We start from the raw sequence: 16,220 nt of genomic DNA, 5'->3' as shown, positions 1-16,220 counted from the left end.
TCCACCTTATATCATACCATAAAATGAATAAACATCATAAACATAATTTCTTGTTTGGAATAGGAGAAGTGGACGAACAATTTACCTTCTCACACGTTGTATAGTTGGTTTTAAATCTGGAAAATCAATTTTTCCACTCTCGAAGAACTCTTTAATTAAATATTTGCTGTAGTTCGCAGCTTGTTCATACGAGATTTGTCCAGGTAATGGAGGAATATCTTCAATTGCGACATCAATCACAGTTGGACGGTCAGATAGAAATGCCTGTTGCATCTTTGTGTCCAGCTCATCGTATGAATTGATACGGAATCCATCTCCTCCACATGCTTTCGCGAAGTCTGCATAGTTCACATCTGCAATATCTGTTTTGTAGTTTTGATTTCCTTTTTGTTGCTGCTCGTATTTAATCATACCGATTTTACTGTTGTTTAAGACAATAATTTTCACCGGCATATCGTACTGAACAGCCGTTATGAAATCATGCATCACCATACTAAACCCACCGTCTCCGCATATCGCGACCGCTTGTTTATCAGGATACGCTACGTGAGATGCAATTGCTCCAGGGAGGCCTGAGCCCATGGATGCTAGATCACCTGATAAAATAAACTTCTGGTATTTAAACGGGAAATATCTTGTTACCCAAACCGTAACATTTCCTACATCACAGGAGATGTTCGCATCCTCGTCAACATACTTCTCGAGGGCATTCATCACTTGTGGGCCTTGAAGTGGGTCTTTCACTTTTCTCTTCTCCGTTACTATTTGTTCATGCCACTTCTTTATTTTATCTTGGTATTTCTTCAAAAACTTATCGTCATTTGAAGGCGTGATCGATGATATAAGTTTAGGTAAAATTAATTTAGCATCGCCACATAACCCTTCCGTTACAGGGTAAATCTGCCCTATTTGATCCATTTCAATATCGATCTGAATTGCATTAACATCATCTGGCAGAAATTCGCGGTAAGGAAAATTAGTGCCTATGAGAATCAGCAAATCAGTTTCTTTCATCGCTTGATAAGCTGGTTTCGTTCCTATGCCCCCATGTTGGCCAAGATTTAATTCGTGAAAATCAGGGATGACGCCTTTTCCTAATAAGCTCAAAATTATCGGTGCATTCATTTTATGTGCAAATTCTAGGAGCTCTTCTCTAGAATTACGCGCTCCTTTACCAGCTAAGATCACCGGTTTTTTTGCTTTATTAAGTAATTTTACACTATTGGATACCACCTCTTGGGCTGGTTCCATTCTTACGTTCGGCTTGATTGCACCGGTTTTACGCCCACCTTCACTCTGTTTGACGGTGAATAAATCATCTGGAACAATCAGAACGGAGACACCTTGATGATTATATGCCTGTCGAATCGCCATATTTAACATATCCGGCATTTGTTCAGCCGAAGTTACCCGTTTACTATACACTGCCACTCCGCTGAAAAGTTGTTCTAAGTCAATTTCTTGGTGAACATGCGTACCTACTTTCGAGCTTTCTACCTGGCCGACTAGTGCCAATACAGGTGCGCGATCAAGCTTCGCATCATATAACCCATTCATCAAGTGTGCTGCACCTGGCCCTGCAATTGACAAACAGACACCCAGCTTACCAGTCAATTTCGCATAAGAAGCGGCAGCCAACGCCCCAACTTCTTCGTGCCTTACATGATAAAACGCGATTTTATCTTGCTTTTTGCGAAGATCTTCAATTAAGTTATTTATCGAATCCCCAGGCATGCCATACATATGGTCCACACCCCACTCCAATAATTGATCGACGATAATTTCTCCTGTGCGTTTTTCGAACATTCACAATCCCACCTTCTGCATAGTTTTACGCTATCGAATGCTTCCATTAATAGTCTTTTTCCCTAAAAAGGATTTTCGAAACGTGAAGATGAGATTGAGGAAATGATTATTAGCTGAGGCTTGTGAAGTGAGGTGAGGCTCCTGCGCAGTAATTTGATTCTATACTCCTATTATTGAATTCTATAGTCCCGTTATCAAAATCTATACTCCCGCTTTCGGTTTCTATACTCCCATTATAAAATATCGATGCTTTAAAATAGAAAAAAGCTTGGCGCGCAGCCAAGCTTCCTTATTGATTATTCATTGCTTTTTCCGCTCTTGGGTGGTTTGGGACTTCGTGATGATGACGGCAACGTGGCTCGTACGATTCTGACGCTCCGACAAGTATTACCGGGTCATCATATGACGCTGGTTTTCCGTCAATTAGTCTTTGGGTGCGACTTGCTGGGGATCCACAATGCGGGCAGATTGCATTCAGTTTCGTCACTGTTTCAGCTAGCGCCATTAGTTGCGGCATTGGTCCGAATGGCTCCCCGCGGAAATCTAAATCTAACCCGGCAACGACCACACGAATGCCACGGTCAGCTAGGTTTTGGGCAACATTTACCACATCTTCTTCAAAAAACTGCGCCTCGTCAATACCAACAATGTCTACTTCGTTCGTGATATCCGATTCAATATCATGGATGGAATTTACTGGTCGAGCAATGATTGAATTCCCGTTATGAGACACAATCGATTCCTTTTCATAGCGATCATCCAGTGCTGGTTTAAACACACGCACATCTAAATTTCCATATGTAGCTCTTCTTACGCGGCGAATTAACTCTTCTGATTTTCCAGAAAACATACTTCCGCAGATGACCTCTACCCAGCCATTTTGCTCCATAACATACATCATATATTCGCACCTCGTTTATCCATTTTCAATTCATTATTCGTCAATTTTCGCTTTTTAAGTATAAAAAAACTGACCGCTCCACTCAAACACCAATAGAGAACAATTTTCATCTTCTGCTATGGTGTTTGTTTGAATGGAACAGCCAGCTCCTTTTGTAAGAAATCCAACTTTATTACATGTTGTATTTTTTCTTGAAGCGGTCGACACGGCCACCGACTTTGTCCGCCTTCTGTTTACCAGTATAGAACGGGTGAGATGCCGAGCTGATTTCAACACGGATTAATGGGTATTCGTTTCCGTCTTCCCATTCAATCGTTTCTTCAGATTCTAAAGTAGAACCTGTAAGGAATTTAAAATCAGAGCTTGTATCTAAAAATACAACTTTACGGTAATCCGGATGTAATTCTTGTTTCATGATTAACACTCCTCCTTGCCCTGAATCATTTTGAGACAGAGTTGTTTTCAACCGTCATATCATGTAAGACGGATTTATCTTCTTTCATTCATACAGAGTGATTATATCAACTCGAAGTATGTTTTGCAAGCTGTTTTTTTATCGGAAAAAGGATGAACCACTATAGACATCATGCTCCTATAAGTTAGTTCTTTCCTTTCATTTCATCATTCATAATCTTGAAAAACTCTTCATTTGTAGTTGACTGACGAAGTCTTCTTAGGAACCGGTCCAAGAAATTATGCTGGTCTTGCATCGTTTTACGAATTGCCCAAACTTTATCCAACTGCTCCTTCGGCATAAGCAACTCTTCTTTTCGAGTACCGGAGCGGAGTACGTCTATTGCTGGGAAAATTCTTCTTTCTGCCATTTGACGATCCAAATGAAGCTCCATATTACCTGTTCCTTTAAATTCCTCATATATCACATCGTCCATACGCGAGCCTGTATCCACTAGAGCTGTTGCTAGAACCGTCAAGCTCCCACCTTCTTCAATATTTCGAGCAGCCCCAAAGAACCTTTTCGGTCGATGGAAAGAAGCTGGATCAATACCACCAGATAAAGTACGTCCACTTGGTGGAATTACTAAATTATAAGCACGAGCTAATCTCGTAATACTATCCATTAAAATAATTACGTCCTGCTTATGTTCTACCAAACGCATAGCACGCTCTAATACGAGTTCGGATACTTTAATATGATTTTGTGGTACTTCATCAAATGTTGAACTGACTACATCCACATCCTCAGCAACAGATCTTTCAATATCCGTTACTTCCTCTGGTCGTTCATCAATTAAGAGAATAATCAACTTAGAATTCGGATGATTTTTTGAAATACTATTAGCCATTTCCTTTAAAATTGTTGTTTTCCCCGCTTTTGGAGGGGCAACAACAAGTCCACGCTGTCCAAAACCTACAGGTGACATCATGTCGATAATCCTTGTTGATAATACATTTTTCGTCGTTTCTAAATTCATTTTACGGTCTGGATAAAGTGCCGTTAAACCTGGGAAATGAATACGCTCTTTTGCACTCTCAGGATTATCACCGTTTACTGCACTGACATGCAATAATCCAAAATAACGTTCATTCTCTTTAGGTGGACGAGCTTTACCAGAAACTAAGTCCCCGTTTCTTAAGTCAAAACGACGGATCTGGGAAGCAGAAATGTAAATGTCTTCCGCACTTGGTGCATAGTTGATCGGCCTTAAGAAGCCAAAGCCTTCCGATTGAATAATTTCTAAAACACCGTCGACGAAAAGATGACCCTCTTTTTCTGCTTGCGCTTTTAAAATAGCAAATATTAATTCCTTTTTGTTTAATTTCGCATAATAAGAAACACCAAAATCACGCGCAAGGGCATATAAATCCTTCAGCGTCTTTGTTTCCAATTCGGAAATTGTTATTGATTTTGACACAAGAACACCACTCTTTAATTTATTTTTAAGTTTTATGTTAGTTTTTTATTGGAATAAGTAAGAATTGACTGATTTTCGTTTATTTGAAGTGAAAAATAGAGGATAAATCCTTTAACTCTTCTAGTATATCGTTATTCAAACTAGCTGGCAAGCAGAAATAAAATTGGAACTGAAACGGTATAAAATCGTTATGCCGGCATTCAAGTTCTTACACCTGAATGTAGCGTTCTTTTGCCGGCAAAAGAGTCCGTGCGCCCGTATATGAACCCGTATGCCGGCAAAAGAACTTATACACCCGATTAGAGCTGCCATCCGCCGGAAGCGGTTCCAGAACGCCACTCAAAACTCTCCATAGTAAGTCAAAAACCTCAACCGAATTCTCGGCTGAGGTTTAAATTAATCTTCCATCACTAAGTTAGGTTTCTTTTGTAAACTGTGGTTCCCATCAATAAATCGAACAGTTCCAGATTTAGCACGCATAACCACTGTTTCTGTCGTAGCTTTATCTCCTTTAAACTGAACGCCTTTTAAAAGTTCTCCATCCGTAATACCTGTTGCGGCAAAAATCGCATCATCGCCACTACAAAGGTCGTCCATATAAAGGATTGTACTAACGTCTTTTACTCCCATTTCGACACATCGTTGCTCTTGTTCTTTGTCGACAGGTTTTAAACGGCCTTGGATTTCGCCGCCTAGACATTTTAATCCGATTGCAGAAAGTACGCCTTCAGGTGCACCACCTACTCCCATTAAAATGTCGACACCTGTATCGTCAAAACAAGCATTAATCGAAGCGGCTACATCCCCATCTGGAATTAATTTAATTCTGGCACCTGCTTCACGAATTTCATTAATTAATTCTTGGTGACGTGGACGGTTTAACACCACTGCAACAACGTCTTCCACATCTTTTCCTTTTGCTTCCGCGACTGCACGCAAATTTTCTTCAACAGAATAGTCTAAGCTAACTTTGCCAACCGCTTCGGGACCTACTGCTATTTTCTCCATGTACATATCTGGAGCATGCAATAAATTACCTCGGTCTGCGATGCCAACTACACATAGTGCGTTCCAAGTACCTAAAGCAACAATGTTTGTACCTTCCACCGGATCAACTGCAATATCTACTTCAGGTCCATTGCCACTTCCTACTTCTTCTCCTATGTATAACATCGGAGCTTCGTCTTTTTCCCCTTCGCCGATCACGACTGTACCGTGCATTGGAATTGTATCAAAAACCGTACGCATTGCTTCTGTTGCAGCGCCATCCGCTTCTTCCTTTTCTCCACGACCCATCCAGCGAGCAGACGCTAAAGCCGCTGCCTCTGTTACACGGACAATTTCCATTGATAAACTACGTTCCATTGTATGGTTTCCTCCCCAGTTTACAAACTCCCATTAAGCGTTTTGAAATAACCGCTTATCTTCTTCTGTCATCTGTTCACGCCAAATGTGTGCACCTAAGCTGGTCAATTTCTCTGTAATTTGGTCATATCCTCGTTCGATGTGTTCAATCCCAACAATTTCTGTCACACCATTTGCCATCAGCCCAGCAACCACAAGGGACGCCCCTGCACGTAAGTCACTCGCCTTTACTTTAGCTCCTTCTAAAGGTGTCACTCCAGAAATAACTGCAGAGCTACCTTCCACCTTAATTTTTGCATTCATTCGTCTTAATTCATCGACGTGTTTAAAACGTGCTTGGTAAATCGTATCAGACACGATACTCGTACCGCTCGCTTGTGTTAGCAATGCAGTGAACGGCTGTTGAAGATCGGTTGGAAAACCTGGATAAACTAATGTCTTAATGTCTACCCCAGTTAACTTACGGTTTCCTCGAACTAATAAGGAGTCCCCGTCTTCTTCAATAACGACGCCCATTTCACGAAGTTTTGCAGTAAGCGATTCTAAGTGAGTGGGGATCACGTTATCAATTACGACTTCTTCCCCTTTCGTTGCAGCAATTATCGTATACGTACCAGCTTCAATTCGGTCTGGTATAATCGTATGCTTGCATCCACCTAATTCTTCTGTTCCTTCAATTCGAATCACATCCGTACCAGCACCTTTAATGTTCGCGCCCATACTATTTAAAAGCGTTGCAACATCAATGATTTCTGGTTCTTTCGCAGCATTCTCAATGACCGTTTTTCCTTCCGCTCGAACGGCTGCTAGCATAATGTTGATCGTTGCACCAACACTTACGACATCAAGGTAAATTTTCGCCCCAGTTAACTTCTCTGCGCGTAAATAAATAGCACCTTGTTCATTCGTAACCTCAGCACCTAAAGCTTCAAATCCTTTAATATGCTGATCAATTGGGCGTGGACCTAAATCACAGCCTCCCGGTAAACCGATGACTGCCTTTTTAAAGCGACCTAGCATTGCGCCCATGAAATAGTAGGATGCACGCAATTTTTTAACTCTGCCATTTGGAAGTGGCATCGCAATCATTTTTGATGAATCAATCGTAACATCATCTCCCACTTGGGAAACGGTGCCGCCAATATCTTCTAATAATAATTTAAGTGTATCAATATCTGAAATATTCGGAAGGCCCTCAATTGTTACTTCTCCCCCTGCTAAAATCGTCGCAGGCAGTAAAGCAACTGCACTATTCTTTGCCCCACTTACTCGAACGGTACCTCTTAATTGGTGGCCTCCTTCGATGAGTAACTTTTCCATATGAATACTCCTCTACAGTGGTTGTTTTTTTGGGTTCAAAAGGCATTGCACTTGATTATAGTATGTGCTGCCAATTTAAAATCATGCTTTATTTGCTTGTTCCCAATCTTGTAAAAACTTTTCGATTCCTTGATCCGTTAATGGGTGTTTCACTAACTGTTGAATGACCTTGAATGGAATAGTCGCAATGTGTGCCCCGTGTAATGCAGCTTCGTGTACATGCATTGGGTGACGTACGCTCGCAGCGATAATTTGTGATTCAATTCCGTGACGGTCAAAGATCTCTGCAATTTCTGCAATTAAGTTCATTCCATTTTGACCCATGTCATCTAAACGCCCTAAGAACGGTGACACATATGTAGCACCTGCACGCGCTGCTAACAAGGCTTGATTTGCGGAGAAAATTAACGTAACATTTGTTTTCACACCTTGATCAGTCAATGCTTTACAGGCTTTTAAACCTTCTAACGTCATCGGAACTTTAATTGTAATATTTGGAGCGATTTTAATAAGTTCTTCTGCTTCTTTTAACATACCAGGTGCGTCTTCAGAGATTACCTCTGCACTGACAGACCCTTCTGTTACTTCCTTTGTAATTTCCTTTAAACGATCATGAAAAGAAACATTCTCCTTCGCTACTAACGATGGATTCGTTGTCACTCCTGCAAGAATGCCGAGTTCATTCGCTTCTTTAATCTCTGCAATATTTGCTGTATCAATAAAAAACTTCATGTTTAAAACCCCTTATCTCATATCTATTTTTTCTAAAAAAACACGAAAAGGCCAACCCAAAAACAGGATCAGCCATTCCTAATAACGGTTTATACTTGTTGAGAATTCTTGCTTTCGCGCACTGACGATAAATGGCACAATGAGATCCTCCTCCAACCCATTTACATGCTTATGTAATAGATTGTTCATTCATAACTATAGAATACCAATTGCACCGCCATTTCGCAACTATAGAAAAGTGGAGTACGTTTAATTAGTTGTTAATTCATGGGCTAAATCGACCAATTTATCGAGAGAAAATGGCTTTTCTAAAATGTGATCAATTTGAACTTTAGATTTTGTTCTTACTTCATGTGCGGAGAGACCTGTAACTATGATAAATGGAATTTTTCCCACGAGATTTTGTAATGATTGAACAAATTGATCCCCTCTCATATCATCCAAAAGGAAATCAACCACAAACAAGTCTGCTTTCGCTAGTGATGCGGATTGAAGTGCATGCTCCCCATTTGAAAATGATTCCACCACATAATTTGCTTGCTGAAAAACTTCCGTGAGGAGCATACGAATTCCGTCTTCATCATCAACGACTATAACACTTTTACGTTTCATAGTTCCCACCTAACTTTTTCAAATAAAGTAAGCATCTATTCCTAAACTTAATAGAAATCGTGTGGGAAATCAAGCCTAGATATTCTAAAAATTCGTAATCGTTTAAAAATGCAGTCTTATTCGATTATTTTACACAATGTTCGACAAATTTCTTGAATAACGGCTGTGGACGATTTGGTCTAGATTTAAATTCTGGGTGAAATTGAGACGCAACAAAAAATGGATGATCTTCCACTTCTATAATTTCAATCAACCTACCATCTGGACTTTTTCCTGAAAATTTAAAACCGTTTGCCTCCATGTCGTCTCGGTAAAAGTTATTAAATTCATAACGGTGACGATGGCGTTCATACACTACTTCATCTTGGTAAGCTTCGTAGGCTTTTGTGTTTTCTTCTAAACGGCAAGCATAGACACCAAGGCGAAGTGTTCCACCTAGATCTTCGATATCTTTTTGTTCTGGTAATAAATCAATAATTGGATGTGGTGTATCTGGTTGAATTTCTGCTGAATGTGCGTCTGTTAACCCAAGCACATTACGGGCAAATTCCACTGTAGCAAGCTGCATACCTAAGCAAATCCCTAGGAAAGGAACTTTGTTTTCACGCGCATAACGAATTGCTTCAATTTTACCCTCAATTGCGCGATCTCCAAACCCTCCAGGCACTAAAATACCGTCTACATCAGCCAAGGTTTCTTCTACATTGTCAGTAGTTAACGTTTCTGAAGCGACCCATTTAATTTCAATATCAGAATCATAAGCAAAACCACTATGCTTCAATGCTTCTACTACCGATAAATACGCATCTTGTAAGGCTACATATTTTCCGACAAGTGCGATGGTCGTTGTTTTCGATAGGTTTTTAACTTGATTAATTAAATGGTTCCATTCTGTCATATCCGCTTCTGGACAGTTAATCTGGAAGTGGTCACAAGCAAGTTGATCTAACCCTTGATCCTTCATATCCAGTGCAACTTCATATAATACTTCACAATCACGTGCTTCTACTACTGCGTTTTCGTTAATATCACAGAACAACGCAATCTTTTCTTTCATATCCTTACTTATAGCCATTTCCGTACGTAAAACAATGACATCCGGTTGAATACCTAGCGAACGCAACTCTTTTACCGAGTGTTGTGTCGGCTTGGTTTTCATTTCCCCAGCAGCTTTAAGGTAAGGAACAAGCGTACAATGGATGTACATTACTTGATCTCTTCCTACATCACTTTTCAGCTGGCGAATTGCTTCTAAAAACGGCAAGCTTTCGATGTCACCAACCGTCCCGCCGATTTCGGTAATCACGACGTCTGCATTCGTTTCTCTGCCAGCTTGATACACTTTATCTTTAATTTCATTCGTTATATGTGGAATAACTTGTACCGTACCACCTAAGTAATCTCCGCGACGCTCTTTACGAATGACAGAAGAATATACTTTACCAGTTGTTATATTGCTGTATTGGTTTAAATTAATGTCAATGAAACGTTCGTAGTGGCCTAAGTCGAGGTCTGTTTCTGCCCCGTCCTCTGTAACATATACTTCCCCGTGCTGATATGGACTCATTGTGCCTGGGTCCACATTTAAGTATGGATCGAATTTTTGAATCGTCACCTTTAGTCCACGATTCTTTAATAGTCTACCTAGTGATGCAGCTGTAATCCCTTTCCCTAAAGAAGAAACCACTCCACCTGTTACAAAAATATACTTCGTCATGATTATGTTCCTCACCTTTCCAGTCTTAAAATATCGAAAAGCCTATATAAAAAACAAAAAAAGCTCCCGAATTCAATCGGGAGCTTATTATTTATTTTAGAGAGCCCACATAGAATATTACGCCTGAACGAACGTAAAGTCAAGATGAACTTCAATTACTTTGTTGTGTCTTCCTCATCGTCTTCATCATCCAGCTCATCATCTAAAACTTCATTCGGATCTTCTTCTCCGAGCTCCGGAACCACTTCATCATCAAATAATTCATCTGACGTTTCTGGAGCAGAGTCATCCAATTCATCTTCTAAAGTTACATCTTCCGCTGGCGCCTTCTTTTTCGCTTTCTTTTTCGGTGCAGCTTTTTTCTTTTTCTTCTTAGGCTTTTCTTCAACGAAAGCATCTTCTTCCGTTTGATCGACAGGGTACCAGTACTTCAAGCCCCACATATTCGTACCTACAGATAAGAAGCGCCCATCAACATTAATATCAGTATACAGCTGGGAAATGTACTTTTCTTTATCTTTCTTCGTGAATCCCTTTGATTCTGATACTATTTTGAACAGATCTTGGAAGTTCATTGCTTTACCTTCATCTGTCATCACTTCATAAGCGATTTCAATCATGGAAAGCTCTTTTAATTCATCCTTAGTATATTTGTCTATGCTCACAACCAGCACCCCTTCATCATCTCATGCTAAAAATTTCAATTTCAGTTTATACATATCTAATTTCCTAGTTTACAGAATATCATACCTATCAGTCAATATAAAGCTGTGGATTGGAATGAAGCTTATGACAATCATGTTGGGTTAGTTCATATTTCAACGCTATCGCTGATATATTCTGCTGACGGCTGATATCCGAATCCAATCCACTTCTGCATCAGTAGACTCCTACAGCACCAGAAAAAACCTTCCCTCGAATCAATCGAGAGAAGGTTCTGTTAATAGGTTACATATTTCGACGATATTGTCCGCCGACTTCGTATAATGCGTTGGTGATCTGTCCTAAACTTGCTACGCGAACCGTGTGAAGTAGTTCTGCGAAAATGTTTCCATCTGTAGATGCTACTTCTTTCAAGCGGTTCAATGCTACTTCCGCTTCAGTTTCATTACGTTTTTGGAAGTCACGTAAGTTTTTAATTTGTTGCTGTTTCTCTTCTTGAGATGCTCTTGCAATTTCCATTGCGTTGATTTCATCTTCGGAAGGTGGGTTTGGATTCTGGTACGTGTTAACTCCTACAATAGGAAGCTCACCAGAATGTTTTTTGCCTTCATAATATAAGGATTCTTCTTGAATTTTACCGCGTTGGTATTGGCGTTCCATTGCTCCTAATACGCCGCCACGATCATTGATTCGTTCGAACTCTTGTAACACAGCTTCTTCTACTAATTCCGTCAATTCCTCTAAAATAAACGAACCTTGTAGAGAGTTCTCTGTTTTTGTTAAGCCAAACTCTTTATTAATGATCATCTGAATCGCCATGGCACGACGCACAGATTCTTCTGTCGGTGTCGTAATTGCCTCATCATAAGCATTCGTATGAAGTGAATTCGTATTATCTTGAATCGCAATCAATGCCTGCAATGTAGTACGGATATCATTAAAGTCGACTTCTTGTGCGTGCAGGGAACGACCTGACGTTTGAATATGGTACTTCAACTTCTGGCTTCGTTCGTTTGCACCGTATTTATCACGCATAACAATCGACCAGATTCTACGCGCGACACGGCCGATTACTGTATATTCTGGGTCTAGTCCGTTTGAAAAGAAGAACGACAAGTTTGGCGCAAATTTATTAATGTCCATCCCGCGACTCAAATAGTACTCCACATAGGTGAACCCGTTTGCTAACGTAAACGCCAACTGACTGATTGGGTTCGCACCAGCTTCCGCAATGTGATACCCAGAGATCGACACAGAGTAATAGTTACGTACTTCATTTTCAATAAAGTGTGCTTGAATATCACCCATCATACGTAACGCAAATTCTGTTGAGAAGATACATGTGTTCTGTCCTTGGTCTTCTTTTAAAATATCTGCTTGCACTGTTCCACGAACAACAGAAATTGTTTCCGTTTCTAACTGTTGACGCTCTTCACTGTTTGGCTCGCGACCTTCTTTTTCAGTGAATTTCGCAACTTGTTGATCAATCGCTGCATTAAAGAACATCGCTAAAATAATCGGAGCAGGTCCATTAATCGTCATCGATACAGATGTTAATGGGTCACATAAATCAAAACCGTCATATAGCTTCTTCATGTCTTCCACTGTACAGATGCTCACGCCAGATTCCCCGACTTTACCATAAATATCTGGACGCTCGTCTGGGTCTTCCCCGTATAATGTCACTGAATCAAACGCTGTACTTAAACGTTTCGCAGGTTCATTTTTCGATAAATAATGGAAACGACGATTCGTACGTTCCGGTGTCCCTTCTCCAGCGAACTGTCGTGTTGGGTCTTCCCCTGTCCGTTTAAATGGAAATACTCCAGCTGTGAACGGGAACGAACCAGGTACGTTTTCAAGGAACATCCATTTGACACGGTCGCCCCAGTCATTGAACTTAGGTAAGGCAACTTTTGGAACTTTAATACCGGAAATACTTTCTGTCATTAAATCCACTTTAAATTCTTTTCCGCGAACTTCATACGACATCTCATCTTTTGTGTACGTATCTTGTAGTTGATTATAGTCTTCTAACTTCTTTCTACTTTCATCTGTTAACGCCTCTTCATAACGTTCAATTAAGGACTGGAGAGCTTTTCCTTCTTCTCCAAGTTCATCTTGTGCACCTTTTAACTGATAAAGTTTCGAAGCAGCTTCACTTTGTTTTACCGCATCTTCTTTATAGCTATGCACTGCCTGAACGATATCGCGTAAATATTGACGTCGTTCTGGAGGAATAATCAAGTTTTGCTTCTCCACTAGCTTAATGGTCGTATCGAATGGAACTTCCGCGCCCCAATCAAAACGTTCGTTCAACGTCTCTAAAATCGAAGCGAAGACCGTGTTCGTTCCTGGGTCGTTAAACTGGCTTGCGATGGTGCCGAAAACTGGGAATGTCTCATGATCTTCATGAAAACGCATATGTCCACGTTCGTACTGCTTACGTACTTGACGAAGAGCGTCCTCTGAACCTTTTTGCTCAAATTTATTGATGACAATGAAATCTGCAAAATCGATCATATCAATCTTCTCAAGTTGAGACGGAGCTCCGAATTCTGCTGTCATCACGTACATCGATAGGTCCGTAATTTCCGTAATTTCAGCGTCTCCTTGTCCAATTCCACTAGTTTCCACTATTACAAAATCAAAATCTGCAGCCTTAACCACATCAATCGCATCTAAAATAGCTTTGGAAAGCTCACTTTTAGAGTCACGAGTAGCAAGGGAACGCATGTACACACGAGGGTTAAAAATCGCGTTCATACGAATACGGTCACCTAATAAAGCTCCACCCGTTTTCTTCTTCGTTGGATCCACAGAAAGGATAGCAATTTTTTTGTCTGGTACTTCGTTGATGAAACGGCGAATCAACTCATCAGTAAGAGAACTTTTACCAGCACCACCTGTACCTGTGATTCCTAAAACAGGAATATTCGATCCCTCAACCTTTAATAGTTCCGCCAATTTTTCACTTGAAACATGATCATTTTCTACGTGTGAAATAAGTCGTGCAATTGCTTGATAATTACCTTCTTTCGCCTTTTTCGCATCTTCTTCTAACTCAAACGGGGTTGGGTGATCACATTCTTCTAACATGCGGTTGATCATTCCTTGAAGCCCCGTCTCACGTCCATCTTCAGGTGAGAAAATACGAGCAACACCGTAATCGTGTAACTCCTTGATTTCCCGTGGCATAATTACTCCACCACCGCCACCATATACACGAATATGACCGGCATTTTTTTCATTTAACAAATCAACCATGTACTTAAAGTATTCGACGTGGCCCCCTTGATAAGATGAAATCGCAATACCTTGTGCGTCTTCTTGTACTGCCGCATTCACCACTTCTTCTACCGAACGGTTATGTCCAAGGTGGATTACTTCTGCTCCACTCGCTTGTAAAATTCGACGCATGATATTGATGGAAGCATCATGACCGTCAAATAAACTAGAAGCTGTTACAAAACGTACAGGATGGTTCACTTCATATGGCTCTACTTGTTGCATGTCAATTCTCCTCTCTTATGAGCTTACTTTACCAGTAGATTGATGGCTTGCTTTTAGTCCATCAAGCTGGCTTTTCAAAAGTTTAAATTGTTCCTCTGTATATGTTTCTAATGTGAATTGCTTTTGCATGACCCACCTTCTGAATCCCCACATCTGGCCTTGGATTAGAATGTTATGAGCAATTAAATTAATCTGTTGTGTAGATAGAAACTCTGATGAACTGTTGTCTAAAAGCCTTTCAAAAAAGGCCAACATCTCCATTTCTTTATCCAACACATACTCTTGTGCATCTTTCGGTAGCGCTTTAAGTTCTTGATAAAGTACGAGCACTTCATCTTGCATATCATCCATCAATTGAAAATAGGAAGCTACAGCTTCATAGAGAGCATGTTCAGAAGCTTGGTTGGTATCAATGACAGCTTCCATTCGAGCCTTCACTTCATCATAAATGGCATCGCATACTAAAAATAATACATCTTCTTTTTTTCTTATATATTCATAGAGTGTTCCAATCGAAAATCCTGCCGCCTGTGCAATTTCACGTGTCGTTGCACGATGAAATCCCTTTTGTTTAAACAAACTAACGGCACCTTTTTGAAGTTCCGCTCGGCGTTTCTCTACAAGCTTTTGGTCCTTGATGGATGAAGCGATGTCCTTAACCACCTGAATCACCCTTCCTATTCCTTCGCCATTCTTTTAACCATTGTTCTGCGATTTGGTATGGATCCCCATGTTCAGATAAGCTTCTTTGCTTTGCTTCATCTTGCTCAATCGATTGTTTAATTTCTTTCCATAACTCTTCTTGAATCAGTTCATAAACCTCATACTGTAGCTGTTCCTGGCGTTTTTCTTTACCTGTTTTCGTTTCTTCTAAGTATGTCCAATGCTTGTTAAAAGCTTCATATAGGTTGTCGAATCCACTCGGCTTTTCAGAAGAAGTTGTTTCAATAATTGGTGGCTCGAGGCCCTTGTGACCTGCTATATGAATCAAGTCTTCTAGTTGGCTTTTCAACTTATTTACTCCTGGAAGATCAGACTTATTTAAAATAAACAAATCCGCAATCTCCATAATTCCTGCTTTAAACACTTGCATGATGTCACCCGAGTTCGGAGTTAAGACAACGGCTGTTGTGTCCGCCACTTTCATAATATCGAGTTCTGACTGACCAACACCGACCGTTTCAATTAAAATATAATCAAAACCATATGCGTCGCAAGCCCTGATCGCATCTTTGGTAGCTCTGGCAAGACCCCCGATACTTCCACGAGTCGCCATGCTACGAATAAACACATTTTCATCCGTGAAGTGCTTTTGCATTCGTACGCGGTCTCCTAGTAAAGCACCTCCACTAAACGGGCTGGTAGGATCGACAGCTATGACTGCAATCTTTTTATTCTTTTCTCGTAGTAACGTCAGGAAGTGATCGACGACCGAACTTTTGCCTGCACCAGGTGAACCGGTTATTCCAATGTAATGCGCATTTTTCTTACGTGCATTCAAATCACTCATAATCGAAAGTTTTTTCGGATGGTCATTTTCGATCATCGTAATCACTTTAGCAAGGGCGCGCTGGTCTTGGTTTGCCACACGATCTGCAATAGCATGAGCATCTGTTGTAATACGATCACTTCCTTTCTGTTTGTTACTATTTATAGCTTTGACGATGTCCGTTGTTGTTATTGTAATTCGCTTTCGGTGAACGCTTTCCGTGGGGCA

At 40.5% G+C, this 16,220-nt stretch carries 13 protein-coding genes; all 13 read right to left on the bottom strand.

Annotation, left to right across the window (positions count from 1 at the left end):
* Positions 1-81: 81 nt before the first annotated feature.
* Positions 82-1,806: a pyruvate oxidase gene (locus tag G532_RS0113035; protein ID WP_027965191.1), complete on the bottom strand. Its 1,725-nt coding sequence runs from the start codon at positions 1,804-1,806 to the stop codon at positions 82-84.
* A 289-nt stretch (positions 1,807-2,095) separates the two neighbouring features.
* Positions 2,096-2,704, bottom strand: a complete 609-nt coding sequence (locus tag G532_RS0113030) for a thymidine kinase (protein ID WP_035513115.1) — start codon at positions 2,702-2,704, stop codon at positions 2,096-2,098.
* 175 nt (positions 2,705-2,879) lie between these two features.
* The gene (locus G532_RS0113025; protein WP_027965189.1) at positions 2,880-3,122 is read right to left on the bottom strand and encodes a type B 50S ribosomal protein L31; all 243 of its coding nucleotides are present in this window, start codon (positions 3,120-3,122) and stop codon (positions 2,880-2,882) included.
* A gap of 184 nt (positions 3,123-3,306) precedes the next feature.
* Complete coding sequence (gene rho, locus G532_RS0113020) at positions 3,307-4,581, bottom strand: transcription termination factor Rho (protein ID WP_027965188.1); 1,275 nt, start codon at positions 4,579-4,581, stop codon at positions 3,307-3,309.
* A 396-nt stretch (positions 4,582-4,977) separates the two neighbouring features.
* A complete protein-coding gene (gene glpX, locus G532_RS0113015) occupies positions 4,978-5,946 on the bottom strand; it encodes a class II fructose-bisphosphatase (protein WP_027965187.1) in 969 nt (322 codons plus the stop codon).
* Positions 5,947-5,979: 33 nt separating this feature from the next.
* Complete coding sequence (locus tag G532_RS0113010) at positions 5,980-7,266, bottom strand: UDP-N-acetylglucosamine 1-carboxyvinyltransferase (RefSeq protein WP_027965186.1); 1,287 nt, start codon at positions 7,264-7,266, stop codon at positions 5,980-5,982.
* Between the two features lie 81 nt (positions 7,267-7,347).
* Complete coding sequence (gene fsa, locus G532_RS0113005) at positions 7,348-7,998, bottom strand: fructose-6-phosphate aldolase (protein WP_027965185.1); 651 nt, start codon at positions 7,996-7,998, stop codon at positions 7,348-7,350.
* Positions 7,999-8,247: 249 nt separating this feature from the next.
* Positions 8,248-8,610, bottom strand: a complete 363-nt coding sequence (locus G532_RS0113000; protein ID WP_027965184.1) for a response regulator — start codon at positions 8,608-8,610, stop codon at positions 8,248-8,250.
* A 124-nt stretch (positions 8,611-8,734) separates the two neighbouring features.
* The gene (locus G532_RS0112995; protein WP_027965183.1) at positions 8,735-10,327 is read right to left on the bottom strand and encodes a CTP synthase; all 1,593 of its coding nucleotides are present in this window, start codon (positions 10,325-10,327) and stop codon (positions 8,735-8,737) included.
* A 155-nt stretch (positions 10,328-10,482) separates the two neighbouring features.
* Complete coding sequence (gene rpoE, locus G532_RS0112990; protein WP_027965182.1) at positions 10,483-10,992, bottom strand: DNA-directed RNA polymerase subunit delta; 510 nt, start codon at positions 10,990-10,992, stop codon at positions 10,483-10,485.
* A gap of 283 nt (positions 10,993-11,275) precedes the next feature.
* On the bottom strand, positions 11,276-14,503 hold the full coding sequence (icmF, locus tag G532_RS0112985; RefSeq protein WP_027965181.1) for a fused isobutyryl-CoA mutase/GTPase IcmF: 3,228 nt from the start codon (positions 14,501-14,503) through the stop codon (positions 11,276-11,278).
* A 15-nt stretch (positions 14,504-14,518) separates the two neighbouring features.
* Complete coding sequence (locus tag G532_RS15355) at positions 14,519-15,166, bottom strand: TetR/AcrR family transcriptional regulator (protein ID WP_035513034.1); 648 nt, start codon at positions 15,164-15,166, stop codon at positions 14,519-14,521.
* Positions 15,159-16,091 carry a methylmalonyl Co-A mutase-associated GTPase MeaB gene (gene meaB / locus G532_RS0112975; RefSeq protein ID WP_027965180.1) on the bottom strand — a complete coding sequence of 311 codons (933 nt, stop codon included), beginning with the start codon at positions 16,089-16,091 and terminating at the stop codon, positions 15,159-15,161. Before meaB ends, G532_RS15355 begins: the two co-directional genes overlap by 8 nt.
* Positions 16,092-16,220: the final 129 nt, after the last annotated feature.

The organism is Halalkalibacillus halophilus DSM 18494, assembly GCF_000423105.1.
GTDB classification, from domain to species: Bacteria; Bacillota; Bacilli; order Bacillales; family Alkalibacillaceae; genus Halalkalibacillus; species Halalkalibacillus halophilus.
The sequence above is the reverse complement of the archived record's forward strand: the minus strand, read 5'-3'. Positions and strand labels throughout refer to the sequence as shown.

Coding starts and splice junctions, on each gene's coding strand:
- G532_RS0112995 (WP_027965183.1), bottom strand. CDS start 10,327: ATGACGAAGTATATTTTTGTAACAGGTGGAGTGGTTTCTTCTTTAGGG.
- G532_RS0113000 (WP_027965184.1), bottom strand. CDS start 8,610: ATGAAACGTAAAAGTGTTATAGTCGTTGATGATGAAGACGGAATTCGT.
- G532_RS0113035 (WP_027965191.1), bottom strand. CDS start 1,806: ATGTTCGAAAAACGCACAGGAGAAATTATCGTCGATCAATTATTGGAG.
- fsa (WP_027965185.1), bottom strand. CDS start 7,998: ATGAAGTTTTTTATTGATACAGCAAATATTGCAGAGATTAAAGAAGCG.
- G532_RS0113010 (WP_027965186.1), bottom strand. CDS start 7,266: ATGGAAAAGTTACTCATCGAAGGAGGCCACCAATTAAGAGGTACCGTT.
- G532_RS0113025 (WP_027965189.1), bottom strand. CDS start 3,122: ATGAAACAAGAATTACATCCGGATTACCGTAAAGTTGTATTTTTAGAT.
- G532_RS0113030 (WP_035513115.1), bottom strand. CDS start 2,704: ATGTATGTTATGGAGCAAAATGGCTGGGTAGAGGTCATCTGCGGAAGT.
- icmF (WP_027965181.1), bottom strand. CDS start 14,503: ATGCAACAAGTAGAGCCATATGAAGTGAACCATCCTGTACGTTTTGTA.
- glpX (WP_027965187.1), bottom strand. CDS start 5,946: ATGGAACGTAGTTTATCAATGGAAATTGTCCGTGTAACAGAGGCAGCG.